This window comes from Pseudonocardia halophobica (assembly GCF_050948485.1).
In the GTDB taxonomy this organism is placed as follows: Bacteria; Actinomycetota; Actinomycetes; order Mycobacteriales; family Pseudonocardiaceae; genus Pseudonocardia; species Pseudonocardia halophobica.
Map to the genome: position 1 here is coordinate 1,092,698 of NZ_CP192046.1, position 20,971 is coordinate 1,113,668.

The following is a 20,971-nucleotide window of genomic DNA, read 5'->3' on the forward strand; positions in this document are numbered from 1 at the left end:
GCCCGGGCACCCGACCCGGGCAGGGGTCTGTCCGCATGCTCTCGCGAGGAGTCCCGTGGCCGTCTGCCTGTCCGGTCTGCTCACCGCCGCCCTCTCCGACCCCGGTCTGGGTGCGGCGCTCGACGCCGCCCGCACCGTCGACACCCGCACGGCCGTCACGCCCGCGGTCCGCGTCGAGGGTCCCGCCGCGCTGCGTCCCTTTCTGGCCGCCGGGCTGGCCGGGGACGGCACGGTCCTGGCCGTCACCGCGACCGACCGCGAGGCCGAGGAGCTGGCCGCGGCCGCGGCCGAGCTGATCGACCCGGCCGCGGTGGCCGTGCTGCCGAGCTGGGAGACCCTGCCGCACGAGCGGCTCTCGCCGCGCCCCGACACCGTCGGCCGCCGGCTCACCCTGTTCCGCGCGCTCGGCTCGGAGAACCCGCCGCGGCTCGTCGCGGCGGCCGCGCGCAGCCTGATCCAGCCGATCGCGCCCGGGCTGGGCACGCTCGACCCGATCACGCTGCGGGTCGGCACCGAGTACGAGTTCGAGCAGCTGCTGGAGCGGCTGGTCGAGCTGGCCTACACCCGCGTCGAGATGGTCACCGCGCGCGGCGAGTTCGCCGTCCGCGGCGGCATCCTCGACCTGTTCGTGCCGACCGCCGACCACCCCGTCCGCATCGAGTTCTGGGGCGACGAGGTCTCCGAGCTGCGCGCCTTCTCCGTCGCCGACCAGCGGTCGATGGAGGAACCGGCGGTCACCGAGGTCGTCGCGCCCGCCTGCCGCGAGCTGCTGCTCACCGGCCCGGTCCGCGAGCGCGCCGCTGCGCTGGCCCGCGAGCACGAGAACAACCCGCAGCTGCGCGAGCTCCTGGAGCACCTCGCCGAGGGCATCCCGGCCGAGGGCATGGAGTCGCTGATCCCGGCCCTCGTGGCCGGGGAGCTGCAGCTGCTCACCGACCTGCTGCCCGCGCACTCCCGCGTGCTGGTCGCCGACCCCGAGCGCGTCCGCACGCGCAGCCACGACCTCGTCCGGACCGGGCAGGAGTTCCTGGAGGCGAGCTGGCTCGCCGCGGGGACCGGGGGCGCGGCCCCGATCGACGTCGGCGCCTCGGCCTACCGGGACCTCACCGCGGTCCTCGAGCACGCCACCGCCACCGGCCGGCCCGTCGTGAGCCTGTCGCCGCTGCTCTCCGGGGCCGACGACGCCGTGGTACCCGGCATGCACGAGATCGAGTCCTACCGGGGCGACACCGACCGCGCGCTCGTCGACCTCCGCGCGCACACGGCGGCGGGCGGGGCGGCGGTCCTGGTCGTCGCGGGTCAGGGCACGGCTCAGCGCAGCCTGGAGCAGCTCGGCGAGGCCGAGGTGCCAGCGACGCTGCTCGAGGAGCTGACCGACGCCCCGGAGAAGGGCCTGGTCACGGTCACCTGCGGGCGGATCGCCGACGGCTTCACCGCGCCGGAGATCGGCCTGGTGCTGCTGTCCGAGGCGGACCTGACGGGCACGCGCGCCGGCCTGGACACGACCACGCGGAAGATGCCCGCCCGTCGTCGCAACGCCGTGGACCTCGCGGCGCTGCAGCCGGGCGACCACGTGGTGCACAACCAGCACGGCATCGGCAAGTTCGTCGAGATGCGCGAACGCACCGTGCAGGGCGCGACCCGCGAGTACCTGGTCCTGGAGTACGCCTCCAGCAAGCGCGGCCAGCCCGCGGACCGGCTCTTCGTGCCGACGGACGCGCTCGACGAGATCAGCCGGTACGTCGGTGGCGAGCAGCCCTCGCTCAACAAGCTCGGCGGAGCGGACTGGGCCAAGACCAAGGGTCGCGCGCGCAAGGCCGTCCGGGACATCGCCGCCGGTCTGGTGCAGCTCTATGCGGCGCGGCAGTCGTCGCCCGGGCACGCGTTCGGGTCGGACACGCCGTGGCAGCGCGAGCTGGAGGACGCCTTCCCGTACACCGAGACGCCGGACCAGCTCGCCGCGATCGACGAGGTCAAGCGGGACATGGAGCGCCCGGTGCCGATGGACCGGGTGATCTCCGGGGACGTGGGCTTCGGCAAGACCGAGATCGCCGTCCGCGCGGCGTTCAAGGCGGTGCAGGACGGCAAGCAGGTCGCCGTGCTGGTGCCGACCACGCTGCTGGCGACCCAGCACCTGCAGACCTTCGCCGACCGGATGCGCGCCTTCCCGGTCACCGTGAAGGGCCTGTCCCGGTTCACCGACCCGGGGGACGCCAAGGAGACGATCGAGGGGCTGGCCGCGGGGACCGTCGACGTCGTCGTCGGGACGCACCGGCTGCTGCAGACCGGGATCCGCTGGAAGGACCTCGGTCTGGTGATCGTCGACGAGGAGCAGCGCTTCGGCGTGGAGCACAAGGAGCACATCACGGCGCTGCGCACGCACGTCGACGTGCTCACCCTCTCCGCCACGCCGATCCCGCGGACGCTGGAGATGAGTCTCGCCGGCATCCGCGAGATGTCCACGATCACCACCCCGCCCGAGGACCGGCACCCCACGCTGACCTACGTCGGCGCGCACGACGACAAGCAGGTCGCCGCCGCGATCCGGCGCGAGCTGCTGCGCGACGGCCAGGTGTTCTACGTGCACAACCGGGTCACCTCGATCGACCGCGCGGCCAAGAAGATCCAGGAGCTCGTGCCGGAGGCGCGGATCGGCGTCGCGCACGGCCAGATGAACGAGGACGTGCTCGAGCGGACCGTCAACGCGTTCTGGCACCGGGAGTTCGACGTCCTGGTCTGTACGACGATCGTCGAGAACGGCCTGGACATCTCCAACGCCAACACGCTGATCGTCGAGCGGTCGGACACGCTGGGCCTCTCGCAGCTGCACCAGCTGCGCGGGCGCGTCGGGCGTGGCCGCGAGCGCGGGTACGCGTACTTCCTGTTCCCGCCGGAGCACCCGCTCACCGAGACCGCGCACGACCGGCTCGCCACGATCGCGCAGCACTCCGAGCTGGGCTCGGGCGCCGCCGTCGCGATGAAGGACCTGGAGATCCGGGGCGCGGGCAACATCCTGGGCGCGGAGCAGTCCGGCCACATCGCCGGCGTCGGGTTCGACCTGTACATCCGGCTGGTCGGCGAGGCCGTCGCGGCCTTCCGCAAGCAGGCGGGCGGGGCGCCGGGCGAGGAGGAGCCCGAGCCGCTGGCCGAGGTGCGGGTGGACCTGCCGGTCGACGCGCACGTCCCGCACGACTACGTCGACGGCGAGCGGCTGCGCCTGGAGGCCTACCGCAAGATCGCCGAGGCGGCGGACGAGGCGGCCCTCGAGGCGATCGTCGACGAGCTGAAGGACCGGTACGGCGAGCCGCCGCAGCCGGTGCTCAACCTGCTCGCGGTCGCCCGGTTCCGGCAGCTGTGCCGCGAGCTGGGCATCGCCGAGGTGGCCGTCGCGGGCACGCAGATCCGGATCGGCCCGGTCGAGCTGCCGGAGTCGAAGCAGATGCGGTTCAAGCGGTTGCACCCCAAGGGGCAGTACAAGGCGGCGGCGCGGCTCGTCACCGTGCCGAAGCCGGCCGCGGGCAACCGGATCGGCGGGGCGGCGCTGCGCGACACCGAGCTGCTCGACTGGCTGACGGCGCTGGTGAAGGAGCTGGCGGCCCCGGTCACGGTGAACGCCTGAGGAACGCCCGACAGTCCAGCCCCTGAGCAGCGGGATGTAACGGCGTGGTCGCGCCCTGCGACCAGCCTCCCGACATGTCGACAGCGGCCCTCATCGACCGGTTCGCCCTGCGCGCTCGTCGGGATGCTGATGGCGCTGGCCGCGCCGTTCGCCGACCCCCCGGCCGGGCCGGTGGTCTGCGGCGCGGTCGCGGTCGCGTTGTTCGGGTGGAGCGTCGCCTACCTGTACCTGATGCGGACCCGGCCGCGGACCTGGGTCTGGGTCGTCGACGTCGCGGTGATGTGCGCGCTGTGCCTGGCCCAGCCGCTGCTCGTCGACCCGGCGCTGCTGCTGCGCATGCTGGGGTGGGTGTCGCCGGTGGCGTCGGTCGCCGTCGTCGCGCTGCAGTGGCACGTGCGGCCGCTGCCCGGGGCGCTCGCCGCGGCTGCCGTGTGCGTGGCCTTCGTGGTCGGGGCCGCGCTCGCGCCGGGGGTCACGGTCGGGCAGGCGCTCGCCGTCGGCGGGATCTGGACGGCCGTCGAGGTGGGGCTGTCCCGGCTGGTCCGACGGCTGGTGCAGCGCGGGGGCGAGGTGGCCGACGAGCGGATGGCGCGCCGGTTCGCCGCCGAGCGGGAGGCCGAGCTGGCCCGGGCGCGGCGGGCCGAGCAGCGCGCCCACTGGGCGACGGTGCACGACACCGCAGCGAGCACGTTGCTCATGGTCGGGCTCGGCGGCGTCGACGGCCGGGAGCCGTGGCTGCGCGAGCAGGTGGCCCGGGACGTAGCCGCGCTGAACGGCGCAACCACGCCCGCCGGCTGCCTGCAGGACGTGGTCCGGCGGGCCGTCGAGGGCGCCCGGATCCCGGTCGACCTCCGGGCCGCCGGCGACCTCTGGCTGCCCGAGGCGGCCGCCGGCGCCGTGGGCGGTGCGGTGGCCGAGGCGCTGGAGAACGTCGCCCGGCACGCGCGGACGAGGAACGCCCAGGTCGGTGCGGTGGTCGACGCGGGCCGGGTCCGGGTGACCGTGAGCGACGCCGGGCGAGGGTTCGACCCGGCGCGGGTTCCCGCCGGCCGGGTCGGGCTGGCCCTGTCGGTGACCGAGCGGATGGCCGGGGCCGGTGGCCGGGCCGTCGTCCGGTCGGCGCCGGGGGAGGGCACCGAGGTGCGGCTGGAGTGGCCGCGGTGAGCGGCCCCGCCGACGCGGTGTCGAGCGATCTCGAGGTCCGGCTGCTGCGGGGCCTGCGGATCGCCCAGACCGTGATCACGCTGGTGATCCTCTTCGGGCTCAGCCTGCCGAAGCTGCTCGGCGGGGCGGCCTTCCACCCGCCGTGGGTCGCACCCGTCGGCTGGGGGCTGCTCGTCGCCGTCGCGACCGTCGACGCCGTGCTGGTGGCACGGCACCGCTTCTGGGCGCGGGCCCGGGTGCCGGTCGCGCTCGGCGTCCTCGCGCTCGCGGTCCTGATCGCCCTGGCCCTCGACCCCGCGCAGGTCGTCGGGCCGGCGCACGTCGGGTACGGCGTCGTCGGGTGGATCTGGCTGCTGTTGTTCGCGGGCGCCCGGCTGCGCGGGTTCGTCGCGTTGATCGTGGTGCACCTGCTGTTCCTGCTCGGGCTGCTGGTCGCGACGGGGCGGACGGACCAGCTCACGCTGGTGACATTCGGGGTCACGGCCGTGGGCATCACGTCGTTCCAGCTCGCCGTCGCGCTCGCGGGGTCGGCGCTGCGCACGGTGGCCCGGCAGGCCGCGGAGGCCGCCGAGTCGGAGGCGCGGGCGCGCACGGCCGAGGAGGTCGCCCGGACGGTGCACACCGACCGGGAGGCCCGGTACGCCGAGCTCCGCGCGGTGGCGCTGCCGCTGCTGCAAGGGATCGGCGACGGCACCCTCGCCCCCTCCGATCCCGAGGTGCAGCAGGCCGCGGCCCGGGCGGCCGCACGGCTGCGCCGGATGTTCGCGGAGGAGGGCGACGCCGCCGACGCGCTGGCCGCCGAGCTCGCCGTGCTGATCGACATCGCGGAGCGGCGCGGCGTGGTGGTGCGCTACTCGGAGCGGGGGCAGCGGCCCGTCCTGCCGGCCGACGCGGCCGGGGCACTGCTCGCCACGGCGGAGGCCGCCCTGCACGCGGCCCGGGCGGCGGCCCGCGTGACGCTCGCCGGCGTCGCCGGGGCGGTGGTGGTCGGGGTGGTGACGGACGGCGCCGCGCGGGTACCGGGGCTGGACGTCGCGGATGTGGGTACCAGCACGGTCGAGGCCGACGGTGCGACATGGGTGGAGGCGAGATGGGCCCCTCGATCGTGATCGTCGACGATCACCCGGCGATCGTCGACGGCGTGCGCGCCTGGTGCGCCCGCGCCGAGCCGGAGATCGGGGTGCTGGCCTCGGGAGCCCGGGTGGAGGTGGCGCTCGAGGAGCCGGCGGCCGAGGCCGTGGTGCTCGACCTGCAGCTGGGGTCGGGCTCGCCGGCCTTCGGCGACCTGGCCCGGCTCGTCGACGCCGGCCGCCGCGTCGTCGTCTACTCGCAGCACGCCGACAGCGACACCGCCCTGCGCTGCCTGGAGCTGGGTGCGGCGACCTACCTGACCAAGGCGGAGGGGCCGGAGCACCTGATCCCGGCCCTGCGCGCGGTGGTCCAGGACCGCCCCTACACGCCGCCGGTGCTCGGCGGGGCGATGGCCGCGGACCCACGGCCGGACCGCCCGGCGCTGTCGGAGCGCGAGCGCGAGGTCCTGCTGGCCTGGTTCGAGAGCGACTCGAAGCAGCTGGTGGCGCAGCGGTTCCACCTCTCCGTGAAGACCGTGGACACCTACATCGGACGGGTGCGGATCAAGTACGCCGACGCCGGCCGCCCGGCCACCACCAAGGCCGCGCTCGTGGCCCGCGCCCTGCAGGACGGACTCATCGACCTGGCCGGCCTCTAGCCCGTTACCCCGGACCGGAGCACGCAGAACTCCCCGCCCCACGGGTCGGCCAGGACCACCCAGGACACCTCCGGGCCCTGCCCGACGTCCACCCGGGCCGCGCCGCGCCGCTCCAGCTCGGCCACCGCGGCCGCCTGGTCGCCGACCGGGTCGACGTCGAGGTGCAGCCGGTCCTTGCCGGTCTTCGGCGCGGTCGAGCGCAGGAACTCCAGCCACGGCAGGCCGGGCGGCGGGCGCAGACCGGCCACGGTGCCGTCGTCCCGGCCCACGGGCAGGCCCGCGACCCCGGACCAGAACTCCGCGGCCGCCGAGGGGTCCGGGACGTCGACCACGACCGCCGCCAGCGCACCGGCCTCGGCGTACTCCTCGCGGGGCTCCAGCACGCAGAACTCGTTGCCCTCGGGATCGGCGAGCACCACCCACGGGACGGCGTACTGGCCGACGTCGGCGGGCCGGGCGCCGAGCAGGACGGCCCGTTCGACGAGCTCGAGCTGGTGCCCGGGCGAGCTGCTCGCGAGGTCGAGGTGGATGCGGTTCTTCCCGCTCCGCGGCTCCGGCACCGACCCGAAGACCAGGTCGAACGTCCAGGGCGCGTGCGGGGACCGGACGTCCACCTCGTCGTCGCTCTCGTGGGCGACCGGCCAGCCCAGCAGCTCGGACCAGAACCGGGCCAGCCGCCGCGGGTCCGTGCCGTCGACCACGACGTTGGCCAGCCGGTTCGTCATCGCCGCAGCGTACGGGCCGGATCGGCGGAACGCAGGGACCGACGCGGGGCCCGGCACCTGCGGGGCGGTGGACCGCAGGCACCGGGCACGGTCGACGGTATGTCAGGTCGCGCGGGTAGGGGTCCGGCGATCGCCCGACACCCACCCGTGTGGTCCGCGGAGCGGTGCTAACGGCAGTGGCCCGCCGGTCGAGTGCGGGCTGCCGCGCCGATCAAGCGGCGACGACCCAGCCGCCGGAGGACCCGTGACCGTCACCCCGCCGCAGCCGCCCCACACCCCGTGGGAGCCGCAGCCGCCGCAGTACGCGCCGCAGTACGCGCCCCAGCAGTACGCGCCCCAGCAGTACGCGCAGCCGCCCTACGGCGGGCCGTACGCGCCGCAGTACCCGGCGCCGTACGGCGCCTACCCGCAGCCGGTCCCGCCGCGGCCCGACTACGCCTCCTGGGGCTCCCGCGTGGGCTCGGCGCTGGTCGACGGGCTGATCCCCGGCGTCGTCGCCTCGCTGGGGCTGCTCGGCCTCGCCATCTCGAACGATCTCGGAGTGGTCTTCGGGATCGCCGGCGTCTTCTACCTCGCCGCCTTCGCCTTCGCGTTGTGGAACACCTGCTACCGGCAGGGCACCACCGGGCAGAGCCTCGGCAAGCAGCTGATGGGCACGCGGCTGGTCCGGGCCCGCGACGGCGGCACGCTCGGCTTCTGGGCGACGCTCGCCCGCCAGCTCGCGCACGTCCTCGACGCGGCGCCGCTGTACCTGGGCTACCTCTGGCCGTTGTGGGACGAGCGGCGCCAGACCTTCTCCGACAAGGTGTGCGACACCGTCGTCGTCCGGGTGGGGTGAATCCGGGTGGGGTGATCTGCCGCACGTCCGGCCGTGAGAAGGTGGCGGCCGTGCGGAGCATCGGACGCCCGGGCCGGATCGGCCGAGTGATCGTCGCCGCGTGCGCGGTGGGGGCGGTGGCCGCGGGCTGCGGCAGCGGTCCCAGCCAGGTCGGGTCGGCGGTGATCGTGGCGGACCGGTCGGTGGGCCTCGCGGAGGTCCAGAGCCGGATCGACACCGCGCTGGCGCACAAGGCCGAACTCTCCGCGCAGAGCACCGGCGAGATCGCCGACGCGGACGTCGCGCGGTACGTCGTGAGCACGCAGGTCAGCCACGAGCTGGTCACCGCGGCGGCGGCGCGCGAGGGCATCACGGTCGGCGAGGACCGGGTCGACGCCCTGCTCGCCGACCCTTCGGCCCTGCAGCTGGACCGCAGCCTGTTCGAGGGCGCCGCCCTGCGCGAGCGGGCCCGGGACCGGCTGCTCGCGATCGCCCTGGCCGAGAAGTACGTCGACGGGCTGGCCGTCACCGCCGACCTCGTCGCGGCGACCTCGCAGGCCGACGCCGAGGAGAAGGCGCGTGCTGTCGCCGCCGGCGGGGACCGGGCCCGTGAGGTGCTGGCCGACCCGCGCACCGCGCAGACCGGCCAGACCTACCGCGCCGCGACCGATCCCGACACCGCCACGACCGTCCTGTTCGGCACCCCCGCCGGGCAGACCGTGGCGTTCCAGCCCTCGCCGGGCCAGGGGATCTGGCTGGTGCTGCACGTGACGGACCGCGTCACGAACGCGTCGGCGGAGGGCCCGTCCGCCGCGACCTCCATCGACCAGGACACGCTGGCGTCGATCGGGGAGCGGCTGACCCAGCCCGACGCCGGGAACGTCCAGGTCAACCCGCGGTTCGGGGTGTGGGACCCGGTGCGCATGCGGGTCGTGGCCGAGGGCCAGCAGTCCGGCACCATCATCGGGCCGGCCGGGGGCTGAGCCCGCGCACCCGGCGCCGGGGGAGACTGGGGGCGTGGCTCCCACGGTGATCGTCCTGTCCCGGCGGCTCGGCGCAGTCCTGCCGGCCGCCGCGCTGCCCGCCCTGCGTGCCGCCTCCGCCGTCTACGCGGACCCCTCGGTGCCCGCGGACGTCGTGACGGCGGCCGGGGCCGAGCCCGTGGCCGGCGAGCCTCCCGAGGACGCCGTGCTGCTGACCTGCGAGCCGACCGCGGGCGCCGTCGCGGTGCCCGAGCCGGAGGGCGCCGCGCTGCTCGACGCCGTGGCCGTCATGGACCGGCTGCGCTCGCCGGGCGGCTGCCCGTGGGACGCCGAGCAGACCCACGAGTCGCTGCTGCAGTACCTCGTCGAGGAGTGCTACGAGCTCTACCAGGCGATCGAGGACGGCGACCGCGCCGACATGCGCGAGGAGCTGGGGGACGTCCTGCTCCAGGTGCTGTTCCACGCCCGGGTCGCGCAGGAGGCGGGCGAGGGCGCCTTCGACATCGACGCGGTGGCCGGGGGGCTGGTGGCCAAGCTCGTCGGGCGGCACCCGCACGTCTTCGCCGGGTCCGAACGGATCGAGACGGCGACCGCGCAGGAGGGGCGCTGGGAGGAGCTCAAGCGCGCGGAGAAGCAGCGCAGCTCCTCGGTCGACGGGGTGCCGCTGGGGCAGCCGGCCGTCGCGCTCGCCGCCAAGCTGGTGTCCCGCACCGCCCGGGCCGGGCTCCCCGAGGACCTGCTGCCCGCCGGTGGTGGGGTGGGGGAGGAGCTGTTCCGGCAGGTCGCGCAGGCCAAGCTGAACGGCGCCGACCCCGAGGCCGAGCTGCGCACCGCCGCCCGCGCCTTCGCCGACCGGGTCCGGGCCGCGGAGAGCTCCGCCGCCGCCCAGGGCGCCGACCCCCACTCCCTCGACCCGGAGACCTGGCGCCGCGCCTGGCCCGCCTGACCCCGCCCCGCGAGTCGGGAGTTCTGGCACCGCGAGTCGGGAGTTCTGGCACCGCGAGTCGGGAGTTCTGGCACCGCGAGTCGGGAGTTGCCGCACCGCGAGTCGGCAGTTTCGGGTGTCCGAGTCGCACATCCCGGGAGGTCGGGCTCAGACCGCTCTCAGTTCCCGTCCGTAGCGTCGGAGTCGTGCGACCGTTCGCGATCCTCCTCGGGGTGCTCGGTGTCGTGGGGCTGCTCGTGCTCGGCGTCGCGACGCTCGGGCTGTCCGGCCGCGAGCAGGATCGGAACGGCGTCGTCGCACGGGGCACGCCTGTGACACCCGCGCCGCCCGTACCGTCGGATGCGGACCCTGCGGCGTGGGCGGGCGAGCGCGCCCGGGCCACGGGCATCCCGGCCCGGGCACTCCAGGCGTACGCGGCGGCCGAACAGACTCAGCGGGACCGGACGCCCGACTGCGGGCTGACCTGGAACACCCTCGCCGGGATCGGGCGGGTCGAGTCGAACCACGGCCGGATCCACGGCTCGCGGCTCGTCGACGGCGTCGCCACGCCCCCGATCGTCGGGATCCGGCTCGACGGGTCGAACGGCACCCGCGCGGTCCCGGACACGGACGGCGGGCGGCTCGACGGCGACCGGGAGCACGACCGGGCGGTGGGTCCGATGCAGTTCCTGCCGGGTACCTGGGCCCGCTTCGGCGAGGGGGACCCGCAGGACGTCGACGCCGCGGCCCGGGCTGCCGCCGCGTACCTCTGCTCCGCCGACCGGGACACCGCGGCCGGCGACGGCTGGTGGGAGGGCGTGCTCGCCTACAACCGGTCCGTCGACTACGCGCGGGACGTCTGGGCCGCCGCCGACCGGTACGCGTCGGCGAGCTGAGCGCCGGCGCCGGGGCCGGGGCCGGGGCCGGGGCCGGGGCCGGGGCGAGTTGTGCAACTCGGTCGCCTGAAATCGCCGACTCGCGGTGTCAGAGCTCCCGACTCGCGGTGTCAGAGCTCCCGACTCGCGGTATCAGAGCTCCCGACTCGCGGGGCTACGGCGCGACTTGCGGGGCGGGCTAGGCGAAGAGGCCCTGGCCCCACCACTCCCCGTCCCGCAGCCCGGGTGGAACCGCGAAGACTGCGGAGCCGTTGTGCTCCAGGTACTCCATCATCTTGTCCTTGTTCGCCAACGCCCGCTGGATCGGCACGAACTGGGTCTGCGGGTTGCGGACGAAGGCGAGGAAGAACAGGCCGGCGTCGAGGTGGCCGGAGCCGTCCGAGCCGTCGACGAAGTTGTAGCCGCGGCGCAGCATCTTCGCGCCGTTCTGCGTCTCGGCCGACGCCAGGCGGATGTGCGCGTCCGTCGCGATCGCGGGCTGCCCGTCGGTGCCCTTGGCCGCGAAGTCGGCGAGGTCGAACTCCTTCTGCCCGCTGAGCGGGTTCCCCTCGCCCTTCGACCGCCCGACGATCTGCTCCTGCTCGTCGAGCGACGTGCGGTCCCAGATCTCGATGTGCATCCGGATCCGGCGCGCGACCAGGTACGACCCGCCCGTCATCCACTCCGGCCCGTCGCCCGGCTGCACCCAGACGTTGGCGTCGAGCTCGGTGGGTTCCTCGGCCTTCAGGTTGTTGGTGCCGTCCTTGAAGCCGAAGAGGTTGCGCGGGGTGTCCTGCGCCGTCGAGGTCGACGACGTGCGGCCGAACCCGAGCTGCGACCACCTGACCGACGTGGTGCCGAAGCCCATCCGCACGAGGTTGCGGATCGCGTGCACCGCGACCTGCGGGTCGTCGGCGCAGGCCTGCAGGCAGATGTCGCCGCCCGAGCGCGCCGGGTCGAGGTTGTCCCCGGTGAACGCCGGCAGCGGGGCCAGCCCGGACGGCATCCGGTCCTGCAGGCCCAGCTTCTCGAAGAACGACGCGCCGAACCCGACGGTCAGGGTGAGCGACGCGGCCGGCAGCCCGAGGGCCTCGCCGGTGTCGGTGGGCGGTGAGTACTTGTTCAGCCCGACCGCGCCGTTCTCGGTGACCTCCTGACCGGCCGTCATCCGCTCGGCCGCGGTGGTCCACTTCTGCAGCAGCCGCTGGACCTCGGCGCGGTCGGTGGTGGTCAGGTCCATCGCCACGAAGTGCAGCCGGTCCTGCGCCGGTGTGACGATCCCGGCCTGGTGCGTGTCCCGGAACGGGACGACGCCCGGACGGTCCGGCCCGCCGCCGGACGACCCGGCGGCGTAGCCGATCGCCGCGCCGGCACCGGCCAGCGCGACGCCGGCCCCCGCGTAGCCGAACAGCCTGCGCCGGGACATGCCACCCCCGCCGTTCCCGCCGCCGGGCGGGTCGGTGGGCGGCGGCCCGACGGGCGGGCTCTCCGGGGCCGAGGACGGGGACCGGCTCGCACTCACGACGTGACGACTCCTGCGACCTGGGAGACCGGCTCGGCGAGCGCGTCGACGGAGTCGGCCATCTTCTTGGTGTCCTCCGGGGTCAGCTGCGTGTACAGCACGAAGCCGCCGTCCGGGGTGCGGTAGCCCTCGAGCAGCTTCTCCACGTCGGCGAAGCGCTCGTCGAGCGTCGGGCCCAGGTTCGGGTCCTTCTCGTCGATCACGGGGCGCAGCGCCGCGACGGAGGCCTGGCTGCCCTCGACGTTGGCCTTGAAGTCCCAGAGGTCCGTGTGCGAGTAGCGGTCCTCCTCACCGGTGATCTTGCCGGTGGCGACCTCGTCGAGCAGCTCCTTGGCGCCGTTGGCGAGCTCGACGGGGGTGAACTGGACGGACTTCACGCGATTCTGCAGGTCGAGGATGTCCGCGTCGAGCTGGTCGGCGATCTGCCCCGAGTCGGCCTGCAGGCCGTCGACCCACAGGTCCTTCTCGAGCCGGTGGTAACCGGTGAACGCCACGCCCGGCTCGCGCTCGTCGTCCTCGCGGCCGTCCATCTTCGGGTCGAGGTCGCCGAAGGACTCCGCGACCGGCTCGACCCGCTCCCAGTAGGTGCGCGCGACCGGGTACAGGGCCTTGGCCTGGTCCACGTTCCCGGCCTTGACGGCGGCGGTGAACTCCTTGTTCTTGGCGACGAGCGCCTCGATCTGGGAGGTGACGTAGCGCGTGTACCCGGTGGTGGCCTCGGCGAGCTTCGCGTCGGTGTCCGTGGAGCGCTGGGCCGTACCGGTCACGGTGAAGGGGGCGCGGATGCCGTCGCCGACCATGCCGGGCTTGCAGGCGGTGGTGTAGCTGCCGCCGTCGGGCACCTCGACGATGAGGTCACGGGACAGTCCCGGGCCGATGTTCTCGACCTCGCCCATGATCCGGTCGCCGGTGCCGTAGAGGTAGAACTCGGTGACCTTCGTGCCCGTGTTCTTCACGGTGAAGGAGATGTTGCCGGCAGGCGCCTCGGTGGCCGAGACCTGGCAGGCGGAGTCGCTGGCGGTCACCGCGATCGGCCCGCCGCCGCCCTGCTGGGCGGCCGGGGGCTGGGCCGTGCTGGTGCAGCCGGCGAGCAGCAGGGCGGTGCCGGCCGCGAGCACGGCGGCGCCTGCTCTGCGGTGATCCGGGGTCCTGCGGGGCATGGGCGTTCTCCTCGGTGATGTCACGCGGTGGCGGCGGTGGTGGACCGCGTGCGCTGGGGCAACAGGAACAGCGTCAGGACGACGGCGACGTAGAGACACCAGACGACGGCCTCGAGCACCGTGGTCTGCGGGGAGAAGTTGAGGACGCCCTTGAGGAGCGTCCCGTACCACGAGTCCGGCGGGATCGCGGCGCTCACGTCGAAGGCGAGGGTGGTGAGGCCGGGCAGGATCCCGGCCTCCTGCAGGTCGTGCACGCCGTAGGCCAGGATCCCGGCGGCGACGAAGATCAGGAAGAACCCGGTGACCGTGAAGAACTTGGCGAGGTTGATCCGCATGGCGCCGCGGTAGATCGCGTAGGCGATGACCACGGAGATCGCGATGCCGATCAGGAAGCCGACCAGCGGCTGCACGGTCTCGCCGGCGGCCTGCGCCGCGGCGAAGAAGAACACGGCCGTCTCGAGGCCCTCCCGCCCGACGGCGAGCGTGGCCATCACGACGACGGCGGCCGGGCCCATCCTGATCGCCGCCTCGAGCTTGCCCTCGAGCTCGGACTTCAGGGCGCGGGCGTTCGACCGCATCCAGAAGATCATCCAGGTGACGAACGCGACGGCGACGATGGAGAGCGACCCGCCGAGCGCCTCCGAGGCCTCGAAGGTGAGGGCCTGCTCGGCCAGCGTGAGCCCGAGCGTGACGCCGACACTGACCAGGATCGCGAACGCGACGCCCGCCCACACCTTCGGCAGCTCGTGGCGGCGGTCGGTGCGGACGAGGAAGGCGACGAGGATGCTGACGACCAACGAGGCCTCGAGACCCTCGCGCAGCCCGATCAGGGCGTTGCCCAGCACCGTCCCGGTCTCCTCTGTGTCGGCGTGCCTCCGCTGAGGTGAGGCTCAGCGGACCGAGGTGAGGCTAGCTTCCCGAACGGGGGACGCGGTAGGCCGGGGACGGGGTCTGACCTGGGCTTATGTCCGTTTTGCGATCGATGTCGGAACATCAGGCACAACCGTGACGTATCGGGTGATCGGCCTCGGTGCCCGTGAGGCGGAGCTACTCGGTGATGCGGGCGATCCGCGCGCGCACCTCGCCCAGCGCCTCCTGGTACTCCGGGCGCGGGTCCATGACCGTGGCCATCTGCAGCTGGCCCTTGGCCTCGCCCAGCCGGCCCTGCCGCTGCAGCGCCTTGCCGAGCGCGAAGCGGGCGTAGTGGTCCGCCGGGTCGAGCTCGAGCACCCGGCAGAAGGCCTCCTCGGCCTTGGCGAGCTGGGCCGAGTCGAGGTAGGCGCGACCCGCGAGCAGGTGGACCGACGCGTCGTTGGGCTGGCTCTCCAGGGCGGGGAGCAGGGCCTGCAACGCGTCGAGCGGGCGCCGGTCGGCCAGCAGCAGCTCCGCCCGGCGGAACCCCTCGAAGACGCGGTTGCGGGCGCGCGGACCGGGTCCCGGTGCAGGCTGGCTCGTCATGGTCATTCCTACGGTAGGCCGCGCGCGGGCGATCCGCGAGGTCTTGACACGCGGCCACGGGCGCGCACCGGGGCGTGACGTGCGCGGCTCGGCGGCGGTTCGCCGCCCTGATCACGGGGCCCGGTGGTTACCCTGACCCGCGAGTTCCGGCGAGCCGGAGAGAACAGGAGCTATTGGGTGGCTGTCATCGAGCAGGTCGGCGCACGCGAGATCCTCGACTCGCGGGGGAACCCCACGGTCGAGGTCGAGGTCGCGCTGGACGACGGGACGCTGGAGCGCGCCGCGGTCCCCTCCGGGGCGTCGACGGGCGAGCACGAGGCCGTCGAGCTCCGCGACGGGGACCCGAAGCGGTACGGCGGCAAGGGTGTCGAGAAGGCCGTCTCGGCCGTGCTCGACGAGATCGGCCCGGAGCTGACCGGGATGGACGCGGTGGACCAGCGCCTGGTCGACCAGCGCCTCGTCGACCTCGACGGCACCCCGGACAAGTCGCGGCTCGGCGCGAACGCGCTGCTCGGCGTGTCGCTGGCGGTGGCCAAGGCCGCGGCCGAGTCGTCGGGCCTCGAGCTCTACCGCTACGTCGGCGGGCCGAACGCGCACGTGCTCCCGGTGCCGATGATGAACATCCTCAACGGCGGCGCCCACGCGGACACCTCGGTCGACGTCCAGGAGTTCATGGTCGCCCCGATCGGCGCGGAGTCCTTCCGCGAGTCGCTGCGCTGGGGTGCGGAGATCTACCACGCGCTCAAGTCGGTGCTGAAGGAGAAGGGCCTGGCCACCGGGCTCGGCGACGAGGGCGGCTTCGCGCCGGACGTCGCGGGCGGCACCCGGGGCGCGCTCGAGCTGATCTCCACGGCGATCGGCAAGGCGGGCTTCACCCTGGGCACGGACGTCGTGCTGGCGCTCGACGTGGCCGCCACCGAGTTCTTCTCCGACGGCGTCTACCGCTACGAGGGCAAGGAGCTCTCCTCGGCGGACCTGGCCAAGGTGTGGGCCGAGCTCGTCGACTCGTTCCCGCTCGTCTCGATCGAGGACCCGCTGGCCGAGGACGACTGGGACGGCTGGGTCTCGCTGACCGAGTCGCTCGGCGACAAGGTCCAGCTCGTGGGCGACGACCTGTTCGTCACCAACCCGGAGCGGCTCGAGGACGGCATCGACCGCGGGGCCGCCAACGCGCTGCTGGTCAAGGTCAACCAGATCGGCACGCTGTCCGAGACCCTCGACGCGGTCACGCTGGCCCACAACAACGGCTACCGCTGCATGATGAGCCACCGCTCGGGCGAGACCGAGGACGTGACCATCGCCGATCTCGCCGTCGCCACCGGCTGCGGCCAGATCAAGACGGGCGCGCCCGCGCGGTCCGAGCGGGTCGCCAAGTACAACCAGCTGCTCCGCATCGAGGAGAGCCTGGGCGACGCCGCGCGCTACGCCGGCGAGCTGGCCTTCCCGCGGTTCACTCCGGGGGCCTGACCGCGTGGCGGGTGAGGCGCGGGTCCGCGAGCGGGCCGCCGCCCGGGCGGACCGGGGCGGCGCCGGGCACGCCCGCCCGGCGCCCGCCGGCCGGCGCGTGCGCGAGCCGCAGCTCACCCGCACCCGCAGCCGGGCGGGGACGGTGGTGGCCCGCACGAGCGGGCTGCTCGGGCTGTCCTCGACCCGGCGCGCGGCGATCCTCGCGATCGTGGTGTGCGCGCTGGCGCTGACCGTCGCCGTGCCGCTGCGCAACTACGTGGCGCAGCGGCAGGAGCTGGCCGCGGTCCAGGAGCAGCAGCGCGCGCTCGCGGCCGAGGTCACGCAGCTGGAGGAACAGAGGGCGCGGCTGTCGAACCCGGACGAGGTGGCGGCCGAGGCGCGCTCGCGGCTCGGCTACGTCCGGCCCGGCGAGGTGCCCTACGTGGTGCAGCTGCCGGACACGCCCTCGGCCGCCGACGTGGAGGCGGCGCGCAAGGGCACACCCTGGTACCGGACCCTGTGGAGCGACGTGACGGAGGGCGCCCCCCGATGACCGAGACCATCTCCGAGGTCGACCGCGAGACCGTCGCGGCGCAGCTCGGGCGTGCCCCGCGGGGCATGCGGCTGGTCGCGGCGCGCTGCCCGTCCGGCCACCCGAACGTCGTGCAGACCGCGCCGCGGCTGCCCGACGGCACGCCGTTCCCCACGCTCTACTACCTCACCTGCCCGCGGCTGGCCTCCCGCATCGGGACGCTCGAGGCCTCCGGGCTGATGAAGGAGATGACCGCGCGGCTCGAGGAGGACCCGGAGCTGGCGGAGCGCTACCGCCGGGCCCACGAGTCCTACCTCGCCGAGCGGGACGCGATCGAGCCGCTGGGCACGGACGTCAGCGCCGGCGGCATGCCCGGCCGCGTGAAGTGCCTGCACGTCCACGTGGCGCACAGCCTGGCCAAGGGCCCCGGCGTGAACCCGTTCGGCGACGAGGCGCTGGAGCTCCTCGGCGACTGGTGGACCGGCACCGACTGCGCCTGACACCTCGTGAGTGACGATGGTCGCCATCACGACCATCGGCACTCACAGGGCGGGGGTGACGCGCTCCAGCAGCGGCTTCGCGGGGACGCCCTCGGGCAGGGTGCCGGCGGTGCGCCACGGGCCGTCGGGCTGCAGGCGGCCGGCCAGGAAGGCGTCGGCGACCTCGGCCGGGGCGGTGCGCAGGAGCAGCGACCCCTGCAGGCACAGCGCGAGCAGCTCGGCCAGCCGCCGGGCCCGCCGCGGCTCCGGGTCCCGGAACTCCGATCGGAGCTGGTCCACGGCCCGGTCGAACCGCGCGTCCACGCCTGCGGCAAGGGCGATCTCGTCGAGCACCGCGTCGGCGGACTCCGGCGAGCGGGCCAGGGCACGGAGCAGGTCGAGCGCGGTGACGTTGCCCGAGCCCTCCCAGATCGAGTTCAGCGGGCTCTCCCGGTAGAGCCGCGGCATCGGCGACTCCTCGACGTAGCCGTTGCCGCCCAGGCACTCCAGCGCCTCCGCGACCACCGCCGACGTCCGCTTGCACACCAGGTACTTCGATGCCGGCAGCGCCAGCCGCAGGAAGGCCGTCTCGCCCCGCTCGACCGCCCCGGCCAGCCGGATCGCGAGCGTGGTCGCGGCCTCGGACTCCACCGCCAGCTCGCCCACCACGGCCTGCATCAACGGCTGGTCCGCGAGCAGGGCGCCGAACGCCGAACGGTGCGCCACGTGGTGCGCGGCCTCGGACAGCGCGGCCCGGACCGTCCCGGCCGCGCCGAGCACGCAGTCCAGACGCGTCATCGAGACCATCTCGATGATCGTCGCGACGCCCCGGCCCTCGTCGCCGACCCGCCGGCCGACGGCGCCGGAGTACTCCAGCTCGGCCGAGGCGTTCGAGCGGTTGCCGAGCTTGTCCTTGAGCCGCTGGATGCGCAGGGCGTTTCGGGTGCCGTCGGGCAGCACGCGGGGCAGGACGAAGCAGGTCAGCCCGCCCGGCGCCTGCGCGAGCGTGAGGAACAGGTCGTTCATGGGGGCCGAGGTGAACCACTTGTGCCCGACCAGGGAGTACGTGCCGTCGGCGTTCGGGGTGGCGCGCGTGGTGCCGGTGCGGACGTCGGAGCCGCCCTGCTTCTCGGTCATCGACATGCCGGCGAGCAGGCCCGGCTTGGTCTCCGGGCGGGCCAGCCCCGGCGCGTAGGTACGCGAGGCCAGGCCGGGCTCGTAGCGCTCGGCCAGCTCCGGGGAGTGGCGCAGCGCCGGGACGGCCGCGTAGGTCATCGAGATCGGGCAGCAGTGCCCCTGCTCCAGGGTGCTGACCAGGTAGAACCCGGCGGCCCGGGCGAGGTGCGAGCCGTCCGCCCACGGGGCCGCGTGCAGCCCGTGCTCCACCGACAGCTGCATCAGGGCGTGCCACGACGGGTGGAAGTCCACCTCGTCGATCCGGTGCCCGTACCGGTCGTGGCTGCGCAGCACCGGCTCGTGCTCGTTGGCCAGCCGCGCGTGCTCGCGGTACTCCGCCGACCCGACGGCGAGGGCCAGGGCCTTCAGGTCCGGCGCCGCCCCCTCCCGGCGCAGCGCGTCGGCCAGGCCCGGGTCGCACGCGAGCGGATCGAATCCGTCGAGCGGCGGGACCTGGTTCACGACGGTGTGGGTGCCCAGCTCGGTGCCCGGTGCCACGGTCATTACCGGAGGGTAACCCCGTGGACGGCGGATCCGGGAGCGCGCGGCCGCCCGGACCGCCCCGCCTGCCGATACGGTGAGCGGGAACGACCGTCGACCCCACAGGAGCACGCATGTCCCGGGTGGCCGCCATCGACTGCGGGACCAACTCGATCCGCCTGCTGATCGCCGACGTCACCGAGACCTTCGACGGCACGAAGGACCTGCGCGACCTTCACCGCGAGATGCGGATCGTGCGGCTCGGCAAGGGCGTCGACGCCACCCGCCGGCTCGACCCGGAGGCCCTCGAGCGCACCCGCGCCGCGCTGGTCGACTACGCGGCGGCGATCCGCCGCAAGGGCGTCGAACGGGTCCGGATGGTCGCCACCTCCGCGACCCGGGACGCGACCAACCGCGAGGACTTCTTCGGCATGGTCCGGGACGTCCTCGGGGTCGAGGCCGAGGTGATCAGCGGGGACGAGGAGGCGCGGCTGTCCTTCGAGGGCGCGGTCGGCGACCTCGACCCGGACGACGGCCCGTTCGTCGTCACGGACGTGGGCGGCGGCTCCACCGAGGTCGTCGTCGGCACGCTCGGCGACGGGGTCGCGGCGGCCCGGTCCGTCGACGTCGGCAGCGTCCGGCTCACCGAGCGGTGCCTGCCCGGCGACCCGCCCGCGCCGGACGACGTCGAGAAGGCCCGGGCGCTCGCCCGCGAGATCCTCGACGAGGCCTTCGAGGCGGTGCCGGTCGAGGGCGTGAAGTGCTGGGTCGGCGTGGCCGGCACGATCACCACCCTCTCCGGGATCTCGCAGGACCTCCCGGAGTACGACCCCGAGGCCGTGCACCTGTCCACGCTGACCCGGGACGACGTGCACCGGGTCGCCCAGATGCTCGTCACCTCCTCGCACGAGGAGCGGGCGAAGCTCGGGGCCCTGCACCCAGGCCGGATCGACGTCATCGGTGCGGGCGCGCTCGTCGTCGAGGCGCTGGCGGACGAGCTGCACGCGAAGGCCGGCATCGGCAAGCTCGTCGTCTCCGAGCACGACATCCTCGACGGGATCGCGCGATCGATCGCCTGAGCGAACCTGCGGGCGGGCCGCCGGGGCCGGGCTGGCCCCGCCTCGTGGCGCCGGCCGCGCCGACGCTCGCCGACCTCGACGCCCGGGTCACGGAGTGCCGGGCCTGCCCGCGGCTGGTCGAGTGGCGGGAGAAGGTGGCGCGGGACAAGCGCGCGGCCTTCCGGGACTGGGAGTACTGGGGCCGGCCGGTGCCGGGTCTCGGCCCCGCCGACGCGCGGCTGCTGATCGTCGGGCTCGCCCCGGCGGCCCACGGCGGGAACCGCACCGGACGGATCTTCACCGGGGACCGCTCCGGCGACGTCCTCTACGCGGCGATGCACGCCGTCGGCCTGACCAACCAGCCGACGGCCGTGCACCGGGGCGACGGGCTGCGGCTGATCGGCACGCGGATCACGGCGCCGGTGAAGTGCGCACCGCCGGAGAACAAGCCGACGCCCGCCGAGCGCGACGAGTGCCGGCCCTGGCTCGACGCCGAGATCGAGCTGCTCCGCCCGACGGTGCGCGCCGTCGTCGTGCTCGGGGCTTTCGGCTGGCAGGCGCTGCTGCCGGTGCTCGCCGACCACGGCTGGACGATCCCGCGGCCGCGGCCGCGCTTCGGCCACGGCGCACACGTCGAGCTCGCGTCGGTGCGGCCGGCCGGCTCGCTGCACCTGTTCGGCAGCTACCACGTCAGCCAGCAGAACACCTTCACCGGGAAGTTGACCCCGGCGATGCTGGAGGAGGTCCTCGCCACCGCGGCGCGCGCCGCCGGCCTGTAGGTGAACTCACACCGGGTCGGACCCAGATCACGTCCCGAGCGTCG

Annotated in this window: 19 protein-coding genes; 13 read left to right on the plus strand and 6 right to left on the minus strand. The window is 74.5% G+C overall.

Going from position 1 to position 20,971, the window contains the following annotated elements; translation table 11 throughout:
* The first annotated feature begins 55 nt into the window (after window positions 1-55).
* The 4 genes from mfd (at window position 56) to ACQP04_RS05340 (ending at window position 6,512) form a co-directional block, all read left to right on the plus strand.
* Window positions 56-3,619 carry a transcription-repair coupling factor gene (mfd, locus tag ACQP04_RS05325; RefSeq protein WP_433505947.1) on the plus strand — a complete coding sequence of 1,188 codons (3,564 nt, stop codon included), beginning with the start codon at window positions 56-58 and terminating at the stop codon, window positions 3,617-3,619.
* A gap of 123 nt (window positions 3,620-3,742) precedes the next feature.
* Entirely contained in the window at window positions 3,743-4,783 is a 1,041-nt protein-coding gene (locus tag ACQP04_RS05330; RefSeq protein ID WP_433505948.1) for a sensor histidine kinase, read from the plus strand.
* Window positions 4,780-5,892, plus strand: coding sequence for a hypothetical protein (locus tag ACQP04_RS05335; RefSeq protein ID WP_433505949.1), 1,113 nt, complete (start codon window positions 4,780-4,782; stop codon window positions 5,890-5,892). Before ACQP04_RS05330 ends, ACQP04_RS05335 begins: the two co-directional genes overlap by 4 nt.
* The gene (locus ACQP04_RS05340; protein ID WP_433505950.1) at window positions 5,874-6,512 is read left to right on the plus strand and encodes a response regulator; all 639 of its coding nucleotides are present in this window, start codon (window positions 5,874-5,876) and stop codon (window positions 6,510-6,512) included. Before ACQP04_RS05335 ends, ACQP04_RS05340 begins: the two co-directional genes overlap by 19 nt.
* Here the strand turns inward: ACQP04_RS05340 and ACQP04_RS05345 are convergent.
* Entirely contained in the window at window positions 6,509-7,237 is a 729-nt protein-coding gene (locus ACQP04_RS05345; RefSeq protein WP_433505951.1) for a VOC family protein, read from the minus strand. The two genes, ACQP04_RS05340 and ACQP04_RS05345, sit on opposite strands and share 4 nt — an antisense overlap.
* A 244-nt stretch (window positions 7,238-7,481) precedes the next feature.
* On the opposite strand from ACQP04_RS05345, the gene ACQP04_RS05350 reads away from it, so the two are divergent.
* The 4 genes from ACQP04_RS05350 to ACQP04_RS05365 all read left to right on the plus strand — a co-directional run bounded on the left by ACQP04_RS05350 (window position 7,482) and on the right by ACQP04_RS05365 (window position 10,858).
* The gene (locus tag ACQP04_RS05350) at window positions 7,482-8,075 is read left to right on the plus strand and encodes an RDD family protein (protein ID WP_433505952.1); all 594 of its coding nucleotides are present in this window, start codon (window positions 7,482-7,484) and stop codon (window positions 8,073-8,075) included.
* A gap of 50 nt (window positions 8,076-8,125) precedes the next feature.
* Window positions 8,126-9,037: a SurA N-terminal domain-containing protein gene (locus tag ACQP04_RS05355; RefSeq protein ID WP_433505953.1), complete on the plus strand. Its 912-nt coding sequence runs from the start codon at window positions 8,126-8,128 to the stop codon at window positions 9,035-9,037.
* 34 nt (window positions 9,038-9,071) lie between these two features.
* Window positions 9,072-9,983: a MazG family protein gene (locus tag ACQP04_RS05360; protein WP_433505954.1), complete on the plus strand. Its 912-nt coding sequence runs from the start codon at window positions 9,072-9,074 to the stop codon at window positions 9,981-9,983.
* Between the two features lie 185 nt (window positions 9,984-10,168).
* Window positions 10,169-10,858, plus strand: a complete 690-nt coding sequence (locus ACQP04_RS05365; RefSeq protein WP_433505955.1) for a lytic murein transglycosylase — start codon at window positions 10,169-10,171, stop codon at window positions 10,856-10,858.
* A gap of 178 nt (window positions 10,859-11,036) precedes the next feature.
* On the opposite strand, the gene efeB is transcribed toward ACQP04_RS05365, so the two are convergent.
* The 4 genes from efeB to ACQP04_RS05385 form a co-directional block, all read right to left on the minus strand.
* Entirely contained in the window at window positions 11,037-12,263 is a 1,227-nt protein-coding gene (efeB, locus tag ACQP04_RS05370) for an iron uptake transporter deferrochelatase/peroxidase subunit (protein ID WP_433508303.1), read from the minus strand.
* A 92-nt stretch (window positions 12,264-12,355) separates the two neighbouring features.
* Entirely contained in the window at window positions 12,356-13,519 is a 1,164-nt protein-coding gene (gene efeO / locus ACQP04_RS05375; RefSeq protein WP_433505956.1) for an iron uptake system protein EfeO, read from the minus strand.
* Window positions 13,520-13,539: 20 nt separating this feature from the next.
* Window positions 13,540-14,364, minus strand: a complete 825-nt coding sequence (gene efeU / locus ACQP04_RS05380; RefSeq protein ID WP_433505957.1) for an iron uptake transporter permease EfeU — start codon at window positions 14,362-14,364, stop codon at window positions 13,540-13,542.
* 202 nt (window positions 14,365-14,566) lie between these two features.
* Complete coding sequence (locus ACQP04_RS05385) at window positions 14,567-14,977, minus strand: tetratricopeptide repeat protein (RefSeq protein ID WP_345383331.1); 411 nt, start codon at window positions 14,975-14,977, stop codon at window positions 14,567-14,569.
* Between the two features lie 177 nt (window positions 14,978-15,154).
* On the opposite strand from ACQP04_RS05385, the gene eno reads away from it, so the two are divergent.
* The 3 genes from eno to ACQP04_RS05400 are packed head-to-tail and all read left to right on the plus strand — an operon-like array spanning window position 15,155 to window position 17,455.
* On the plus strand, window positions 15,155-16,444 hold the full coding sequence (eno, locus tag ACQP04_RS05390; protein WP_037047520.1) for a phosphopyruvate hydratase: 1,290 nt from the start codon (window positions 15,155-15,157) through the stop codon (window positions 16,442-16,444).
* A gap of 4 nt (window positions 16,445-16,448) precedes the next feature.
* Window positions 16,449-16,976 carry an FtsB family cell division protein gene (locus ACQP04_RS05395; RefSeq protein ID WP_433505958.1) on the plus strand — a complete coding sequence of 176 codons (528 nt, stop codon included), beginning with the start codon at window positions 16,449-16,451 and terminating at the stop codon, window positions 16,974-16,976.
* Window positions 16,973-17,455, plus strand: coding sequence for a DUF501 domain-containing protein (locus tag ACQP04_RS05400; RefSeq protein ID WP_433505959.1), 483 nt, complete (start codon window positions 16,973-16,975; stop codon window positions 17,453-17,455). The genes ACQP04_RS05395 and ACQP04_RS05400 overlap by 4 nt, the downstream gene beginning before the upstream one ends.
* A 42-nt stretch (window positions 17,456-17,497) precedes the next feature.
* Here the strand turns inward: ACQP04_RS05400 and ACQP04_RS05405 are convergent, their stop codons facing one another.
* Window positions 17,498-19,114, minus strand: a complete 1,617-nt coding sequence (locus ACQP04_RS05405) for an acyl-CoA dehydrogenase family protein (protein WP_433505960.1) — start codon at window positions 19,112-19,114, stop codon at window positions 17,498-17,500.
* A 110-nt stretch (window positions 19,115-19,224) separates the two neighbouring features.
* Between ACQP04_RS05405 and ACQP04_RS05410 the strand changes: the two genes are divergently transcribed.
* Both ACQP04_RS05410 and ACQP04_RS05415 read left to right on the plus strand, forming a co-directional pair.
* Complete coding sequence (locus tag ACQP04_RS05410) at window positions 19,225-20,169, plus strand: exopolyphosphatase (RefSeq protein WP_433505961.1); 945 nt, start codon at window positions 19,225-19,227, stop codon at window positions 20,167-20,169.
* A 44-nt stretch (window positions 20,170-20,213) separates the two neighbouring features.
* Window positions 20,214-20,927, plus strand: a complete 714-nt coding sequence (locus tag ACQP04_RS05415) for a uracil-DNA glycosylase (RefSeq protein WP_433505962.1) — start codon at window positions 20,214-20,216, stop codon at window positions 20,925-20,927.
* Window positions 20,928-20,971 lie beyond the last annotated feature (44 nt).

Coding starts and splice junctions, on each gene's coding strand:
- ACQP04_RS05330 (WP_433505948.1), top strand. CDS start 3,743: ATGCTGATGGCGCTGGCCGCGCCGTTCGCCGACCCCCCGGCCGGGCCG.
- ACQP04_RS05340 (WP_433505950.1), top strand. CDS start 5,874: ATGGGCCCCTCGATCGTGATCGTCGACGATCACCCGGCGATCGTCGAC.
- ACQP04_RS05345 (WP_433505951.1), bottom strand. CDS start 7,237: ATGACGAACCGGCTGGCCAACGTCGTGGTCGACGGCACGGACCCGCGG.
- efeB (WP_433508303.1), bottom strand. CDS start 12,263: ATGTCCCGGCGCAGGCTGTTCGGCTACGCGGGGGCCGGCGTCGCGCTG.
- efeO (WP_433505956.1), bottom strand. CDS start 13,519: ATGCCCCGCAGGACCCCGGATCACCGCAGAGCAGGCGCCGCCGTGCTC.
- ACQP04_RS05385 (WP_345383331.1), bottom strand. CDS start 14,977: ATGACGAGCCAGCCTGCACCGGGACCCGGTCCGCGCGCCCGCAACCGC.
- ACQP04_RS05400 (WP_433505959.1), top strand. CDS start 16,973: ATGACCGAGACCATCTCCGAGGTCGACCGCGAGACCGTCGCGGCGCAG.
- ACQP04_RS05405 (WP_433505960.1), bottom strand. CDS start 19,114: ATGACCGTGGCACCGGGCACCGAGCTGGGCACCCACACCGTCGTGAAC.
- ACQP04_RS05410 (WP_433505961.1), top strand. CDS start 19,225: ATGTCCCGGGTGGCCGCCATCGACTGCGGGACCAACTCGATCCGCCTG.